18 protein-coding genes are annotated in these 14,461 nt (G+C 71.2%); 9 read left to right on the forward strand and 9 right to left on the reverse strand.

Translation table 11 applies throughout. From position 1 onward, the window contains the following. The coding region (locus ACYQ77_RS31730) for a transposase (RefSeq protein WP_459717717.1) at window positions 1-293 on the forward strand (293 nt) is incomplete at its 5' end. Between the two features lie 8 nt (window positions 294-301). Here the strand turns inward: ACYQ77_RS31730 and lgt are convergent. Beyond that, the gene (lgt, locus tag ACYQ77_RS31735) at window positions 302-1,417 is read right to left on the reverse strand and encodes a prolipoprotein diacylglyceryl transferase (protein WP_459718526.1); all 1,116 of its coding nucleotides are present in this window, start codon (window positions 1,415-1,417) and stop codon (window positions 302-304) included. Window positions 1,418-1,451: 34 nt separating this feature from the next. Between lgt and ACYQ77_RS31740 the strand changes: the two genes are divergently transcribed. After that, window positions 1,452-2,375: a hypothetical protein gene (locus tag ACYQ77_RS31740; RefSeq protein WP_459717719.1), complete on the forward strand. Its 924-nt coding sequence runs from the start codon at window positions 1,452-1,454 to the stop codon at window positions 2,373-2,375. 298 nt (window positions 2,376-2,673) lie between these two features. On the opposite strand, the gene trpA is transcribed toward ACYQ77_RS31740, so the two are convergent. From trpA to ACYQ77_RS31765, 5 genes are all read right to left on the reverse strand, one after another. After that, window positions 2,674-3,465 carry a tryptophan synthase subunit alpha gene (gene trpA, locus ACYQ77_RS31745; RefSeq protein ID WP_459717722.1) on the reverse strand — a complete coding sequence of 264 codons (792 nt, stop codon included), beginning with the start codon at window positions 3,463-3,465 and terminating at the stop codon, window positions 2,674-2,676. Next, on the reverse strand, window positions 3,462-4,814 hold the full coding sequence (trpB, locus tag ACYQ77_RS31750) for a tryptophan synthase subunit beta (protein ID WP_459717724.1): 1,353 nt from the start codon (window positions 4,812-4,814) through the stop codon (window positions 3,462-3,464). Before trpB ends, trpA begins: the two co-directional genes overlap by 4 nt. Continuing rightward, complete coding sequence (trpC, locus tag ACYQ77_RS31755; protein ID WP_459717727.1) at window positions 4,793-5,602, reverse strand: indole-3-glycerol phosphate synthase TrpC; 810 nt, start codon at window positions 5,600-5,602, stop codon at window positions 4,793-4,795. Before trpC ends, trpB begins: the two co-directional genes overlap by 22 nt. Window positions 5,603-5,742: 140 nt before the next feature. Further along, on the reverse strand, window positions 5,743-6,267 hold the full coding sequence (locus ACYQ77_RS31760) for a Trp biosynthesis-associated membrane protein (RefSeq protein WP_459717729.1): 525 nt from the start codon (window positions 6,265-6,267) through the stop codon (window positions 5,743-5,745). Next, window positions 6,260-7,801, reverse strand: a complete 1,542-nt coding sequence (locus ACYQ77_RS31765) for an anthranilate synthase component I (protein WP_459717732.1) — start codon at window positions 7,799-7,801, stop codon at window positions 6,260-6,262. The genes ACYQ77_RS31760 and ACYQ77_RS31765 overlap by 8 nt, the downstream gene beginning before the upstream one ends. A gap of 152 nt (window positions 7,802-7,953) precedes the next feature. On the opposite strand from ACYQ77_RS31765, the gene ACYQ77_RS31770 reads away from it, so the two are divergent. Together ACYQ77_RS31770 and ACYQ77_RS31775 are read left to right on the forward strand one after the other, a co-directional pair. Next, on the forward strand, window positions 7,954-8,571 hold the full coding sequence (locus tag ACYQ77_RS31770; protein ID WP_459717735.1) for a TetR/AcrR family transcriptional regulator: 618 nt from the start codon (window positions 7,954-7,956) through the stop codon (window positions 8,569-8,571). A gap of 95 nt (window positions 8,572-8,666) precedes the next feature. After that, a complete protein-coding gene (locus tag ACYQ77_RS31775) occupies window positions 8,667-9,452 on the forward strand; it encodes a hypothetical protein (protein ID WP_459717737.1) in 786 nt (261 codons plus the stop codon). A gap of 59 nt (window positions 9,453-9,511) precedes the next feature. On the opposite strand, the gene hisI is transcribed toward ACYQ77_RS31775, so the two are convergent. Together hisI and hisF are read right to left on the reverse strand one after the other, a co-directional pair. Further along, window positions 9,512-9,853, reverse strand: a complete 342-nt coding sequence (gene hisI / locus ACYQ77_RS31780; protein ID WP_459717739.1) for a phosphoribosyl-AMP cyclohydrolase — start codon at window positions 9,851-9,853, stop codon at window positions 9,512-9,514. Further along, the gene (gene hisF / locus ACYQ77_RS31785; protein WP_459717742.1) at window positions 9,850-10,611 is read right to left on the reverse strand and encodes an imidazole glycerol phosphate synthase subunit HisF; all 762 of its coding nucleotides are present in this window, start codon (window positions 10,609-10,611) and stop codon (window positions 9,850-9,852) included. The genes hisI and hisF overlap by 4 nt, the downstream gene beginning before the upstream one ends. Window positions 10,612-10,654: 43 nt before the next feature. Between hisF and ACYQ77_RS31790 the strand changes: the two genes are divergently transcribed. The 5 genes from ACYQ77_RS31790 (at window position 10,655) to ACYQ77_RS31810 (ending at window position 13,737) form a co-directional block, all read left to right on the forward strand. Then, a complete protein-coding gene (locus ACYQ77_RS31790) occupies window positions 10,655-11,221 on the forward strand; it encodes a TetR/AcrR family transcriptional regulator (protein ID WP_459717744.1) in 567 nt (188 codons plus the stop codon). 62 nt (window positions 11,222-11,283) lie between these two features. Next, window positions 11,284-12,009: an ABC transporter ATP-binding protein gene (locus ACYQ77_RS31795; protein ID WP_459717747.1), complete on the forward strand. Its 726-nt coding sequence runs from the start codon at window positions 11,284-11,286 to the stop codon at window positions 12,007-12,009. Beyond that, window positions 12,006-12,740 carry an ABC transporter permease gene (locus tag ACYQ77_RS31800; protein WP_459717750.1) on the forward strand — a complete coding sequence of 245 codons (735 nt, stop codon included), beginning with the start codon at window positions 12,006-12,008 and terminating at the stop codon, window positions 12,738-12,740. Before ACYQ77_RS31795 ends, ACYQ77_RS31800 begins: the two co-directional genes overlap by 4 nt. A gap of 16 nt (window positions 12,741-12,756) precedes the next feature. Beyond that, the gene (locus tag ACYQ77_RS31805; protein WP_459717752.1) at window positions 12,757-13,323 is read left to right on the forward strand and encodes a Uma2 family endonuclease; all 567 of its coding nucleotides are present in this window, start codon (window positions 12,757-12,759) and stop codon (window positions 13,321-13,323) included. Between the two features lie 36 nt (window positions 13,324-13,359). Next, complete coding sequence (locus tag ACYQ77_RS31810) at window positions 13,360-13,737, forward strand: PPOX class F420-dependent oxidoreductase (RefSeq protein WP_459717754.1); 378 nt, start codon at window positions 13,360-13,362, stop codon at window positions 13,735-13,737. Here ACYQ77_RS31810 and priA read toward each other — a convergent pair. Continuing rightward, a complete protein-coding gene (gene priA, locus ACYQ77_RS31815; RefSeq protein WP_459717756.1) occupies window positions 13,724-14,455 on the reverse strand; it encodes a bifunctional 1-(5-phosphoribosyl)-5-((5-phosphoribosylamino)methylideneamino)imidazole-4-carboxamide isomerase/phosphoribosylanthranilate isomerase PriA in 732 nt (243 codons plus the stop codon). The genes ACYQ77_RS31810 and priA overlap by 14 nt on opposite strands. Between the last annotated feature and the right edge of the window lie 6 nt (window positions 14,456-14,461).

The raw sequence follows: 14,461 nt of genomic DNA on the forward strand, positions 1-14,461 counted from the left end.
CCGACAAGGCCTACAGCTCGAAGAACAACCGCGCCTACCTCCGCGGCCGCGGCATCAAAGCGACCATCGACCAACCCCGCGACCAAGCCGCCCACCGCAAAGCCAAAGGCTCACACGGCGGACCACCACCCCGCATCGACAGACACCTCTACAAACAACGCCACGCCGTCGAATGCGGCATCAACCTGCTCAAACAACACCGCGCCATGGCCACCCGCTACGACAAACTCGCCGTCCGCTACCAAGCCACCACCACCATCGCCGCCATCAACATCTGGCTACGCCACATCTGAAACACGGCCTAGTTGTCGGACTTCGAGGAGGCGTCCGCCTTCTTCTCGGTGTCCTCGTCCGACTCCGACTCCGACTCCGACGCCATGTCGGCATCGGCGTCCGCATCGGCGTCCTCGGCCTTCTCCGGCTCCACGTCGTCGTCGGCGTCGGCCTTCGCGTCGGCCTTCGCCTCGTCCTCCGGCTCGTCGACCGGCGGCGCGTCCTTGCCGCGCAACAGTGCCGGATCCTCGCGCTCCCCGCGCGACCGGGCCAGCACGAAGTACGCCGCCGCCCCGAGGAACACCAGCACCGAGACCCAGACGTTGACCCGCACACCGAACACGTGCGTCGCCTCGTCGGTGCGCATGAGCTCGATCCACGTGCGGCCCAGCGTGTAACCCATGACGTACACGGCGAACGCGCGGCCGTGGCCGAGCCGGAACTTGCGGTCCACCCACACCACGAGCGCGGCGACGAGCAGGTTCCAGATCAGCTCGTACAGGAACGTCGGGTGCACCGGGCTGCCGTCGACCGCGATGTGGTTGACGGCGACACCGTTGAGGTTGTCGTTCTCGCCGAACTCGTTGACGCGGCGGTACAGCTCGAGACCCCACGGCAGGTCGGTCGGCCCGCCGTACAGCTCCTGGTTGAAGTAGTTGCCGACGCGGCCGATGGCCTGCGCGACGACGATGCCCGGCGCGATGGCGTCCGCGTACGCGGGCAGCGGCACTCCCTTGACGCGGCAGCCGATCAGCGCGCCGACGGCGCCCAGCGCGATGGCGCCCCAGATGCCGAGGCCGCCGTCCCAGATCCGCAGCGCGTCGAGCGGGTTCTTGCCCTCGCCGAAGTACCGGTGCCAGTCGGTCGCCACGTGGTAGAGGCGGCCGCCGACCAGGCCGAACGGCACGGCGAACACCGCGATGTCGATGACCGTGCCCGCGGTGCCACCGCGGGCGATCCACCGCCGCTCACCCCACCAGATCGCGAGGATGATGCCGGCGATGATGCACAGGGCGTACGCGCGGATCGGGATGGGCCCGATCTCCCACACGCCCCTGTCCGGGCTCGGGATGTTGGCCAGGAAGACACTGGACGCCACAGTCACGCGCGTCACCGTAACGGGCGACGTGTGTGGTGGGCGCATCAGGTCCGGAAAAGGCGCCGTTACCATCGCGATCATGGTGACGCGGGATGCCGTGGCGGCCTGGGCGCGCCGGGTGCACAACCTGACCGACGCCGACGAACGGATCCACGAAGGCCCGCACTCCTTCGTGCTCCACCTGGCCCCGCCGGGGAACTACGGCGGCGCGACGGCCGTGGTGTCCCGGCGGACCGGCGAGTACTGGCTGGTCCCGTCGTACGCGAACGTCCACGGCCTGGCCGGGGCGGGTTCGGAGGACGAGCTGCGCGCGGCGGTGGCCGCCCACGCGGAACGCCCGGACGGCACGATCGCCCCGCCGGTCACCCACGAGCAGGTGACGTCCTGGCTGGCCGAGCGCGGCGCGTGGCGGCACCTCGACTCGCGCGTCACCGACCTGGGCTGGATGTTCCTCGTCAACACCCAGCCGGACGACTTCCTCGACGGCACCGGACCGCAGGACCCGGCGGCCGGGCCGATCGTGGTGGAGAAGGGCGGCGGCGCGGTGTGGCGCCTGCCGTTGTCGCCGCACCTGACCCGGCTGCTCGGCGTGCGCGACACGCGGGAGTTCCGCCAGGAACTGGCCCGTGCCGGGCTCCCTGCCGACCCGGACGAGTGGCTGCCGGAGCCGCCGAAACCCGAGGTGACGCGGGAACGGGTGGCCGCGTGGTTCGCCGCCAAGTACGGCTGGCGGCACCGCGACGACCGCGTCACCGACCGCGGCTGGATGTTCTCGGTGAACACGCAACCGGACGAGTACCTCGACGGCGACGAGTCGGCGATGACCTTCGGCAACGGCCCGGTGTACGTCATCAAGCGCACCGGCGCGATGTGGTTCCTGCCGTCCCACCCGGGGATGATCCCGGTGTTCGAGGCCCGGGACGAGCAGGACTTCCGCAGGCTGATGCGGGCCGTGGACCCGTTCTTCGACCCGGACCGGCCGACCGACTGGCTGCGGCCCTAGCTGTATTTGGTCGGGTTTGCATGACCGGTCGTCGCGACCGCATCGTTCGCCGCGGCGAACCAGCGTGGAGGTTGAGCAGCGGGTCCTCGCGCTGCGGCACGGTCGGCGGTGTGGGCGAACGCCTCAACCGCACCCTGCACACCGAACGGGCCTACCGGCAGGTCTTCACCGGCAACACCGAACGCACCGCCGACCCTTGCCCCCTGGCTCGAGCACTACCACACTCAACGCCGCCACAGCGCACTCGCAGGCCAGCCACCCATCAGCCGACTGCCACCAACCTCATGACCAGATACACCTAGCTGGTGACGAGCGGGCGGCGCACGCCGTCGGCCAGCTCTTCGGCGAGCGTGCGGACGGCCGCGACGCTCTCCCCCGCCCGCGACACGAACGCCGAGCCGACGATGACCGCGTCCGCGAACCCGGCCACCTCCGCGGCCTGGTCGCCGGACCGCACACCGAGGCCGACACCGACCGGCAGCGACGTGTGCGCCCGCGTCCGCGCGACCAGCCCGGCCGCGTCGGCGCCGACCGCGTCGCGGGCGCCGGTGACGCCCATGACCGCGGTCGCGTACACGAACCCGCTGCTCGCGGCCGTCGTCATGGCGATCCGCTCCTCGGTCGAGGACGGCGCGACGAGGAAGATCCGGTCGAGCCCGGTGGCCTCGGACGCGGCGAGCCAGTCCGCGCCCTCGTCCGGCACCAGGTCGGGCGTGATGAGGCCGAGCCCGCCCGCCGCCGCGAGGTCGCGGGCGAAGCGGTCCACGCCGTAGTGGAACACCGGGTTCCAGTAGGTCATGACCACGGCCTTGCCGCCCGCCGCCGACACCTGCTCGACCACGGTGAACAGGTCACGCAGCCGGAACCCGGCGGACAGCGCGGTGGTCGCGGCGGCCTGGATCACGGGGCCGTCGATCACCGGGTCGGAGTACGGGATGCCGATCTCGACCAGGTCGCAGCCCCCGTCGATCATGCCGTTGATCAGGTCGACCGAGGCGGGCACGGTCGGGTAGCCGGCGGGCAGGTACCCGACGAGCGCGGCCCTGCCCTCGGCCTTCGCCGCCTCGATCGTGGCGCTGACGGTGCTCATGCGGTGAACCCGAAGTACGACGCGGCGGTGTCCATGTCCTTGTCCCCTCGCCCGGACAGGCACACCACGATGAGCCCGTCCGGTCCCAGTTCCCGGCCCAGCACCAGCGTGCCTGCCAGCGCGTGCGCGGACTCGATCGCCGGGATGATGCCCTCGGTGCGCGACAGCAGCTTGAACGCGTCCATCGCCTCGGCGTCGGTGACCGGGCGGTACTCGGCGCGGCCGGTGTCCTTGAGCCACGCGTGCTCCGGGCCGACGCCCGGGTAGTCGAGGCCCGCGGAGATCGAGTACGCCTCGATGGTCTGCCCGTCCTCGTCCTGCAGCAGGTAGGACTTGGCGCCGTGCAGCATGCCGGGCGTGCCCTCGGACAGGGTCGCGCCGTGCTCGCCGGAGTCGATGCCCTTGCCGCCCGGCTCGAAGCCGACCAGCCGCACGTCCGGGTCGTCGATGAAGCCGTGGAAGATGCCGATGGCGTTGGACCCGCCGCCGACGCACGCGGTGACCGCGTCCGGCAGCCTGCCCGCCTTCTCGAGGATCTGCTCGCGGGCCTCCTGGCCGATGACCTTGTGGAAGTTGCGCACCATCATCGGGAACGGGTGCCCGCCGGCGGCCGTGCCCAGCAGGTAGTGGGTGGTGTCGACGTTCGCCACCCAGTCGCGCAGCGCCTCGTTGATGGCGTCCTTGAGCGTGCGGGAACCCGTGGTCACGGGGATGACCTCGGCGCCGAGGAGCCGCATGCGGGCCACGTTCAGCGCCTGCCGCTGCGTGTCGACCTCGCCCATGTAGACCACGCAGTCCAGGCCCAGCAGGGCGCACGCGGTGGCCGTGGCGACGCCGTGCTGGCCGGCGCCGGTCTCGGCGATGACCCGCTTCTTGCCCATCCGCTTGGTGAGCAGCGCCTGGCCCAGCACGTTGTTGATCTTGTGCGAGCCGGTGTGGTTGAGGTCCTCGCGCTTGAGGAAGATCCGCGCGCCACCGGCGTGCTCGGCGAACCGCGGCGCCTCGGTGAGCAGCGACGGACGGCCTGCGTAGTCCCGCAGCAGGCGGTTGAACTCGTTGACGAAGTCCGGGTCGAGCCGCGCCTTCTCGTAGACGGTGGCCAGCTCGTCCATGGCCGCCATCAGGGCCTCGGGCAGGAACCGGCCGCCGTACGGGCCGAAGTGGCCGCGCTCGTCCGGGTCGTGCTGTGCTGTCTCGGTCGCTGCGCTCCTCCGCTCAGACGCCGTCTTCCCTCCTGCGCTGCTCGGCCCCTGGGCTCGTTCCTCGCGCAGGGGCCTCCGCTGCTCGTCAGTCCAGACGGCGCCCGCTCCGTCGCTCCGCTCCCTGTTCACCGGCTCGGCCTCGGGCACGCGGGGTGCGATCCTGCGGTCACCAGCTGCACCAGCGCCGCCTTGGGGTCGGGCGCCGCGACCAGGCTCTCGCCGACGAGCACCGCGTCGGCGCCCGCGCCTGCGTGGGTCATCAGGTCGCCGGGGCCGCGGATGCCGGACTCGGCGATCTTCACGGTCTCGAACGGCAGGCCCGGCGCGAGCCTGCCGAACACCTCGCGGTCGACCTCGAGGGTGTGCAGGTCACGGGCGTTGATGCCGACCACCGAAGCACCGGCCTCGAGCGCGCGGTCGGCCTCCTCGGCCGTGTGCACCTCGACCAGCGCGGTCATGCCGAGCGACTCGACCCGGTCGAGCAGCGACACCAGCGCGTTCTGCTCCAGCGCGGCGACGATGAGCAGCACGATGTCGGCGCCGTGCATGCGCGCCTCGTGCACCTGGTACGGCGTGACGATGAAGTCCTTGCGCAGCAAGGGGATGTCGACGGCGGCACGTACCGCGTCGAAGTCGGCGAGCGAGCCCCCGAAACGGCGCTCCTCGGTGAGCACGCTGATGACGCGGGCGCCCGCGTCGGCGTAGTCCTTGGCGAGCGTCGCCGGGTCCGGGATGTTCGCCAGGTCACCCTTCGACGGGCTGCGGCGCTTGATCTCCGCGATGACACCGATGTCGGACGCGCGCAGCGCCGAGATGGCGTCCCTGGGCGGCGCGGCCTTGGCCGCGCGCTCCTTCACGACGTCGAACGGCAGCGCGGCCTCACGCACCGCGAGGTCCGCCCGCACACCTTCGATAATCGACTCGAGCACACTCACTGGCCACACTCACCGGCGCTCGTCGGTCCCGGCTGTGGTGCGGCCGAGTTCGATGTACCGCTCGTGTTCTCCGTCACCAGCCATGCCCCTTCCCGCTCAAAGGATGCTAACCCCGTGCCCTGACGGCACATCCCACGGGTTCACGTTCGCGGTCCCTCGGCCGTCGGATCCTCGCCTTCCGACAGGCCGTCCCACATGTCCTTGTCGGGATCGCCGGAACGCCGCCCGGCGTTAGCGCGCTCGTAACGCGCGCCCATCGCGGGCAGCGTGGCGGCGTACCGGACGATCAACGCACCGGCGGCGAGGAGCAGCAGCCCGCCGAGGAGCGCGAGGCCACGGCCGGTGAGCAGGTCGACGTCGCCGTCCGCGCTGATCGCCGCCCAGCACACCCAGCCGCCCGCGACCACGATGACCGCCCCCAGCAGGCGGCGCGGCCATCCGCGGACGGCGAACACGCCGGCGAGCGAGGCGAGCGCGAACAACGCGACGGCGGTGAAGCCCGGCCGGTCCGGCTCCACCACGATCCCCGGGCTCAGGATCGCGTCGCCGCCGGGGTCCGCGGGCGCGGGGCCCCCGGGGAGCCAGCTGAGTTCCGTGGCACCCCACAGGGCCGTCGCGGCGCCCAGCAGGAGCACCGCGATGATCCACAGTGGACGCTTAGCCATCGGCGGCCGGGCGCATGGTCTGCGCGGTCGCGATCGCCGCCAGGACCGCGCCCGCCTTGTTGACGCACTCGTCGTCCTCGGCGACCGGGTTCGAGTCGGCCACGATCCCGCCGCCCGCCTGCACGTAGGCGGTGCCGTCGCGCATCAGCGCCGTGCGGATGGCGATGGCGGTGTCGGCGTCGCCCGCGAAGTCGAGGTAGCCGACGACGCCGCCGTACAGGCCGCGCCGCGTCGGCTCCAGCTCCTCGATCAGCTCCATGGCGCGGGGTTTCGGCGCCCCGGACAGCGTCCCGGCCGGGAAGCACGCGGCGACCGCGTCGTAGGCGGTCTTGCCCTCGGCGAGCTGCCCGGTCACGGTCGAGACGATGTGCATGACGTGGCTGTACCGCTCGACCCGGAAGAAGTCGACGACGTGCACCGAGCCGGGCTTGCAGACCCGCCCGAGGTCGTTGCGCCCGAGGTCGACGAGCATGACGTGCTCGGCCCGCTCCTTCTCGTCGGCGAGCAGGTCCTTCTCCAGCAGCGCGTCCTCGTCCGGGTCGGCGCCACGCCACCGGGTGCCCGCGATCGGGTGCGTGGTCGCCTGCCCGTCGCGCACAGTCACCAGCGATTCGGGGCTGGACCCGACGATGTCGAACCCGTCGAGCCGCAGCAGGTACATGTACGGGCTCGGGTTGGTGGCCCGCAGCACGCGGTAGACGTCGAGCGGGTCGGCGTCGGTGGTCATCTCGAACCGCTGCGAGAGGACGACCTGGAAGGCCTCCCCGGCGCGGATGGCCTCCTTGGCGACGTTGACGGCCGCGACGTGCTCCTCCTGCGACCGGCGGCGCACGTAGGAGGGCTTGGGCCGCTCGTAGACGGCGGCGGTCGGCGGGGCGGGCGTCTGCAGGCCGCGGGTCATCTCGTCGAGGCTGCGCACGGCGGCGTCGTAGGCGGCGTCCACCCGTTCGGGGCTGTCGTCCCAGTTCACCGCGTTGGCGATGAGGGTGATGGTGCCCTCGTGGTGGTCCAGCGCGGCCAGGTCGGTCGCGAGGAGCATCACCAGCTCGGGGAGGTGCAGGTCGTCGGTCGTCAGCTCGGGGAGGCGCTCGAGGCGGCGCACGGCGTCGTAGCCGATGAACCCGACCATGCCGCCGGTCAGCGGCGGCAGGCCCGGCAGCGGGTCGGTGTGCAGGCGCTGGATGGTCTCGCGGAGCGCCGCCATCGGGTCGCCGCCCTCGGGCAGCCCCACCGGCGGCGTGCCCGTCCAGACGGCCTCCCCGTCACGCTCGGTGAGCGCCGCCGCGCTGCGCACCCCGACGAACGACCAGCGCGACCAGGACCGCCCGTTCTCCGCCGACTCGAACAGGAACGTCCCCGGCCGCCCGGCCGCGAGCTTGCGGTAGACCCCGACCGGCGTCTCCTCGTCGGCGAGCACCCGCTTCACGACGGGAATCACCCGCCGGTCCACGGCGAGCCGGTGGAACTCCTCCCGGGTGGGGCTGACCACCCCGAGCCCGACGGCGGGAGCCGCGGATTCGATCACGCTGACCATACGGGTCATTCTGCCCGCACCCCCTGTGGACAACTCCCGCCGACCCGGCCGCCCCTGTCGGTGCCATGCCGTAACGTGGTTCGAGGGGGCCGGAGGCCAGCCGCCCGCCCCTAATTCAGCGCTTGTTGAAAAAATCCCCGCCCTCCCGCATCATGGGTGCCGTGACCGAGAAGACGACCGGGGTGCGCCGCCGCGGCAGGCGGCCGGGCGGCGCCGACACCCGCGAGGCGCTGCTCAACGCCGCCCGCGAGGTGTTCATCGAGCAGGGCTACGACGGCGCGACCGTCCGGGCCATCGCCGGCCGGGCCGGGGTCGACGCGGCCATGGTCAACCACTGGTTCGGCGGCAAGGAGGGCCTCTTCGGCGAGGCCGTGCTCAAGCTGCCGTTCAACCCGCAGGAGATCGTCGAGATCCTGGTCGCCGCCCCCGCGGACGACGTCGGCCAGACGATCGTGCGCACCTTCCTCACCCGCTGGGACGCGACCGGCGGCGGTGTGTTCACCGCGCTCGTGCGCAGCATCACCAGCCACGAGGAGGCCGCGGCCATGCTGCGGGACTTCTTCTTCAAGCACGTGTTCAAGCAGGTCATCGGCAAGTTCGCGCCGGACCACAACGACTTCCGGGCCACCTTGATCGCCACCCAGCTCGTCGGCCTGGGCATGATCCGGTACGTGGCCCGCTTCGAGCCGCTCGCGTCGGCCGACATCGACACGATCGCGGCGGCCATCGCGCCGACGCTCCAGCGGTACGTCACCGGGCAGATCACCTAGCCGCGCCCCTTCGGGCGGCCACCCGGGCACGGTCTCCCCTTCCCGCGCCGACGCGCCTAGGGTGAGCGCAGCGGCCGAATGAGGTGAGACGGCTGATGGTGGACCCCGTGGTGACCGGCGCCCTGATCTGGCTGGCGCGGCGCGTCGTGGACCGGGGCTTCGACCGGATCTTCGACGCCACCTTCGACGCCCGGCAGCGCCAGCCCGCCGTCACGCCCCGGCGCCACGACCTCTCCGTCGACGGCGCCCAGGGCACGAGCGACCTGGACGTGGACGTCCGGTACCACCACTTCGCGGGCCGGATGCCGGTCATCCTGACGTTCCAGAAGTTCGGCACCAACTCCGGCGGCACGACTTTTCCCATGGTGCTGGGCGACACCGCGCACCTCACCCTGCGCCGGGACCACTACCTGGTCGCCGCCCTGGTCGTGGGCCTTCCCGACCAGGCGGGTGCCGCGCCCACGCTGCAGGGCGTCGGCTGGACCCACGAGTGGGTCGCGGACAACCACGTGCGGACGGTCGCCATCACGACCCAGCACCCCACCGAGCAGCTGGTGTCGGACCTCGGCCTCGTGAAGAGCGACGGCACCTGCCCGTTCGCCCTGGCCGCCCCGCCTCCCGAGCCTGCGGACGACTGGCCCGCCCTGCCCGAGTTCCCGCCGTGGCTCACCCATGCCCGGCAACAGGGCATCGCGCCGCGCCGTCGGCCCGCGAGACGCAGGGCCCTGAGCACCTTCTGCCGAGCCCGGACCGACGTGACAGGCCACCGGTGCACATCGCTCGCGTTCGTGCACGAGTTGTGCGTCGACCACTGGCACCAGCTCAACACCGGCCGCCCGGTGTACGACTTCCACACCGGCGAGCAGCTCCGCCCGTTCTGACGCCGGGTCCCGTTCGCGACGCGCGGACCAGGACCGGCCCCACACCGCAGTGCTGTGTCCTAGAGCAGGCGGTCCTCGTCGAAACAGGTCGCCGCTCCTGTGTGGCACGCCGCGCCTTCCTGGTCCACGACCAGCAGCACCGTGTCGCCGTCGCAGTCCAGGCGGACCTCGTGCACCTGCTGGGTGTGGCCGGACGTCTCGCCCTTCTCCCACAGCCTGCCCCGGCTGCGGGAGAAGTACGTGGCGCGCTTCGTCGCCAGCGTCAGCGCCAGCGCCTCGTCGTCCATCCACGCGACCATCAGCACCTCGCCGGTGCCCCGGCGCTGCGCGACCGCGCACACCAGGCCGTCGGCGTTGCGCTTCAGCCTCGCCGCGATCTTCGGGTCGAGCGTGGCGGTCATCGGACGACGACCTCCGCCCGGCGCAGCGCGTCCTTGACCTCGCCGATGCGCAACTGTCCGAAGTGGAAGACGCTGGCGGCGAGCACCGCGTCCGCGCCCGCCTCGACCGCGGGGGCGAAGTGCGCCACGTCGCCCGCGCCGCCCGACGCGATCAGCGGGACGTCCACCTCCGACCGCACCTTCTTGATCAGCTCCAGGTCGAAGCCGGCCTTGGTGCCGTCGGCGTCCATCGAGTTCAGCAGGATCTCCCCCACGCCGAGCGCCTGCCCCCTGGCGGCCCACTCCACGGCGTCGATGCCCGTGCCCTTGCGTCCGCCGTGCGTGGTCACCTCGAACCCGGACGGCGTGCCCGGCGCCCGGCGCGCGTCGACCGACAGCACCACGCACTGCGCCCCGAACCGTTGCGACGCCTCGGAAAGCAGCTCCGGCCGCAGGATCGCGGCGGTGTTGATCGAGACCTTGTCGGCCCCCGCGCGCAGCAGGCGGTCCACATCGGACACCTCACGCACGCCGCCACCGACGGTGAGCGGGATGAACACCTGCTCGGCGGTGCGCCGCACCACGTCGAAGGTCGTCTCGCGGTCCGAAGAGGACGCGGTGACGTCGAGGAACGTCAGCTCGTCCGCACCTTCCGCGTCGTACGCGCGCGCCAGTTCCACCGGGTCGCCCGCGTCGACCAGGTTCGTGAAGTTGACGCCCTTGACGACGCGCCCGGCGTCGACGTCCAGACACGGGATCACCCGAACCGCTACTGCCATGCCATCGAGGATACTGACGGCAGCGAACGCAAAAGGAGCCAACGTGGCAGGCCGCCGTCCCGGACAGACGCAGACGCGCGAGGACATCCTCGTCGCCGCGCGCAACCAGTTCGGCCAGCACGGCTACGACGGCGCCACGATCCGTGGCATCGCCGCCGAGGCCGGGGTCAACCCCGCGCTCGTCCACCACTTCTTCGGGTCGAAGGAGCAGGTGTTCGTCGCGGCGCTGAACCTGCCGATGACGCCGTCGACGATCGCCGACGCGATCGTGCGAGGTCCCCGCGACGGGATCGGCGAGCGGATCGTCCGGCTGTTCCTCGGCCTGTGGTCCGCGCCCGACACCCGCCAGCCGTTCCTCGCGCTGATCCGGTCCGTCGCGAGCAACGAGCAGATCGCGTCGCTGATGCGCCAGTTCCTCGAGCACACGGTCGTCGGCCCGGTGTCGGCCGCGCTCGACCTGCCCCGCCTGCGGATCACCGGGGCCGCGTCGCAAGGCATCGGCCTGGCCATGGCCCGTTACGTGATCCGGGTGGAGCCGCTCGCGTCCGCGACCGACGACGAGGTCGTCGAACTCGTCGCACCCGTGTTGCAGCACTACTTCACCCCTTGACCGATACCGAACCCTCCTTCCCGTGTTGACGCGCGCAGCTCAACGCGCGCAGAATTAAACGCATGGCTAATTCCACCGCGGTGGTCGTCGAGAACCTCCGCGTGCACCGGGGCGCGCGAACGGTCCTCCACGACCTCAGTTTCGAAGTACCGCGCGGCTCCGTGACCGGCCTGCTCGGCCCGAGCGGCTGCGGCAAGACGACCCTCATGCGCTCGGTCGTCGGCGTGCAGATCGTCGAGTCGGGCACGGTCACCGTGCTCGGCCACCCCGCAGGCAGCGCGCAGCTACGCGACAAGATCGGGTACGCCACGCAGAACCCGTCCGTCTACGCCGACCTGACGGTCAGCGAGGCGCTGCGGTACTTCGCGGCGATCCTGCGCGCACCCGCGGGTGACGTGGCCCGCGTGATCGACGAAGTGGGCCTCGGCACCCACGCCGACCACGTCGTCGGCCAGCTGTCCGGCGGGCAGCTCACCCGCGCGAGCCTGGCGGTGGCACTGCTGGGCAAGCCGGAACTGCTCGTGCTCGACGAGCCGACCGTCGGCCTCGACCCCGTGCTGCGCGAAGACCTGTGGGCCCTGTTCCACAGGCTCGCCGACGAGGGCGTGACCCTGCTCGTGTCCAGCCACGTGATGGACGAAGCCGCCCGCTGCCAGCGCCTGCTGCTCATGCGCGAAGGCCGGATCCTGGCCGACGACACACCGGCGGCACTGCGCGCCAGCACCGGCGCGGACGACCTCGAGCAAGCGTTCCTCAGCCTCGTACGCCGGCAGGAGACACCCGCATGAACGTCACTTTCGCGCTGGCCACCGCACGCCGCATCCTCACGCAGCTGCGCCACGACCGCCGCACGGTCGCGATGATGGTCCTCGTTCCCTCGCTGCTGTTGATCCTCCTTCGTTACGTGTTCAACACGGAGATGGCGTTCAGCGCGGCCGCACCCGCCCTGCTCGCCGTCTTCCCGTTCGCGATCATGTTCATCGTCACCTCGATCACCACCCTGCGAGAGCGCACGAGCACGACACTCGAACGCCTGATGACGATGCCGATCGGGAAGTTCGACCTGCTGCTCGGCTACGCCATCGCGTTCGGCCTCGTCGCGGTGCTCCAGGTGGCGGTCGCGACCGCGATCTCCTTGACCTGGCTGGGTTTGGAGATCGACGGCTCGGTGTTGCTGCTCCTGCTCATCGCCATGCTCGACGCGCTCCTCGGGACCGCGCTCGGGTTGTTCGTGAGCGCGTTCGCCCGCACCGAGTTCCAGGCGGTGCAGTTCATGCCACTGATCGTGATGCCCCAGATCCTCCTCTGCGGGTTGTTCGCACCGAGGGACTCGATGACCCCGGTACTGGAATGGCTGTCGAACGTGATGCCCCTATCGTATGCCGTCGAGGCGCTCGAATCAGTCACACGTTCGAATGAACTCGGCGGGACATTCGCCCGCGATCTCGTGATCGTCGCAGGTAGCGGCGTTCTGGCGCTGATCCTGGGCGCCGCGACGCTTCGTCGGCGGACCCCGTGACCGGTACCCTCGAACCATGACAGCGCTCCCCGACTGGATGGTTCGGTCCGGCGAAGGCTTGACGGTGGCCGACTACGAGGCCTTACCGGAAGAAGTCTGCCGCCGGATCGAGATCGTCGACGGAGCCGTTGTCGTGAGTCCAAGCCCGCGAAGGGCGCATCAACACATAGCCCACAACCTGGTCACCGCGTTGAAGGAGATCGCGCCGCCCGGCTACACGGCCGTCGGCGACGTGGATCTACGGCTTCGGGACGTACCCCTGCTCAACCGTCGGCCGGATGTGGTGGTCTACGACGCTGCGTTGCCGGACGACGAACCCCTTCGCCCTGAACACTGCCTGCTCGTCGTCGAGATCATGTCCGAAGGGTCGGTGACGACGGACCAGATCGACAAGCCGGGGGAATACGCGGCGTCGGGCATCCGGCACTTCTGGCGTGTCGAGTACGACGACCACGTGATCAGTGTCTTCCGCTACCAGCTGGATCCGACCACCCGGACGTACGGCCTCGCGGGCCTGGACAAGAGGAAGCTCGTCATCAGCGACCCGGTCGAACTGGAGCTGGACCTGGAGACGCTGCGCTGAGAGCCGTCACAGTTACCCGGAAGTAGAGTTTCCGGTATGTCTGATGTCGAGCGGCTCGGTCGCGGTTCCTACCTGCTGGTCACCACGTTCCGGAAGGACGGCACGCCCGTGCCGACGCCGGTGTGGGTCGGCAGGGACGGCGACGAGCTGATCGTCTGGACGCAGGCCACCGCGGGCAAGGTGAAGCGGATCCGCAACAACCCGACGGTCGAGGTCACCGCCTGCGACCTGCGGGGGAAGCCGCGCGGCGAGACCGTCAAGGGCACCGCGCGGATCCTCGACGCGGACGGCACCGAACGCGGGCGGCGGGTGCTGCGGAAGAAGTACGGCATCGCCGGCCGCGTGGTGATCGGGTCCAGCACGGTCTTCCGGGGGCGCGAGGGCACGGTGTGCCTCGCGATCACGCTCGACTGACCGCGGCCAGCGCCTCTTCCAGCGTGAACGCGCCCGCGTACAGCGCCTTCCCGACGATCGCGCCCTCCACCGGCAGCTCGGCGAGCGCCAGCAGGTCCGCGATGCTCGACACCCCGCCCGACGCCACGACCGGCGCCTTCGCGCGTTCGCAGACCTCGGCGAGCAGCTCCGTGTTCGGGCCCTTCAGCATGCCGTCGCGGCCGACGTCGGTGACCACGTAGCGCGCGCAGCCGTCGGCCTCGAGGCGCTCGAGGACCGCCCACAGGTCGCCGCCGTCCTCGGTCCAGCCCTTGGTCTTCACGCGCCAGACGCCGTCGTCGTCGGCGCGGACGTCCAGGCCCACCGCGATCTTCTCGCCGTGCTCGGCGATGACCTCCGCGCACCACGACGGGTTGGTGATCGCGGCCGTGCCGAGGTTCACGCGGGCGCAGCCGGTGCCGAGCGCGGCGGCCAGCGACGCGTCGTCGCGGATGCCGCCGGTCAGCTCCACCCGCACGTCGAGCCGGGCCACGATCTCCGCCAGGCGGGCGCGGTTGTCACCCGTGCCGAACGCCGCGTCCAGGTCGACGAGGTGGATCCACTCGGCGCCGGCGTCCTGCCAAGCCTTCGCCGCGTCGAGCGGGTCGCCGTAGGCGGTCTCGGTGCCGGAACGGCCCTGGACCAGGCGCACGGCCTGGCCGTCACGGACGTCGACGGCGGGGAAGAGCGTGAAGGTCACGGCCAG

The sequence above is a fragment of the Actinophytocola sp. KF-1 genome, from assembly GCF_054661535.1.

Bases quoted from the DNA above. Each gene is read 5' to 3' on its own strand.
- hisF (WP_459717742.1), bottom strand. From the start codon at position 10,611: ATGGCAGTAGCGGTTCGGGTGATCCCGTGTCTGGACGTCGACGCCGGG.
- ACYQ77_RS31800 (WP_459717750.1), top strand. From the start codon at position 12,006: ATGAACGTCACTTTCGCGCTGGCCACCGCACGCCGCATCCTCACGCAG.
- ACYQ77_RS31795 (WP_459717747.1), top strand. From the start codon at position 11,284: ATGGCTAATTCCACCGCGGTGGTCGTCGAGAACCTCCGCGTGCACCGG.
- trpA (WP_459717722.1), bottom strand. From the start codon at position 3,465: ATGAGCACCGTCAGCGCCACGATCGAGGCGGCGAAGGCCGAGGGCAGG.
- ACYQ77_RS31740 (WP_459717719.1), top strand. From the start codon at position 1,452: ATGGTGACGCGGGATGCCGTGGCGGCCTGGGCGCGCCGGGTGCACAAC.
- ACYQ77_RS31775 (WP_459717737.1), top strand. From the start codon at position 8,667: ATGGTGGACCCCGTGGTGACCGGCGCCCTGATCTGGCTGGCGCGGCGC.
- ACYQ77_RS31765 (WP_459717732.1), bottom strand. From the start codon at position 7,801: ATGGTCAGCGTGATCGAATCCGCGGCTCCCGCCGTCGGGCTCGGGGTG.
- ACYQ77_RS31810 (WP_459717754.1), top strand. From the start codon at position 13,360: ATGTCTGATGTCGAGCGGCTCGGTCGCGGTTCCTACCTGCTGGTCACC.
- ACYQ77_RS31770 (WP_459717735.1), top strand. From the start codon at position 7,954: ATGGGTGCCGTGACCGAGAAGACGACCGGGGTGCGCCGCCGCGGCAGG.
- ACYQ77_RS31805 (WP_459717752.1), top strand. From the start codon at position 12,757: ATGACAGCGCTCCCCGACTGGATGGTTCGGTCCGGCGAAGGCTTGACG.
- hisI (WP_459717739.1), bottom strand. From the start codon at position 9,853: ATGACCGCCACGCTCGACCCGAAGATCGCGGCGAGGCTGAAGCGCAAC.
- lgt (WP_459718526.1), bottom strand. From the start codon at position 1,417: ATGCGCCCACCACACACGTCGCCCGTTACGGTGACGCGCGTGACTGTG.
- ACYQ77_RS31760 (WP_459717729.1), bottom strand. From the start codon at position 6,267: ATGGCTAAGCGTCCACTGTGGATCATCGCGGTGCTCCTGCTGGGCGCC.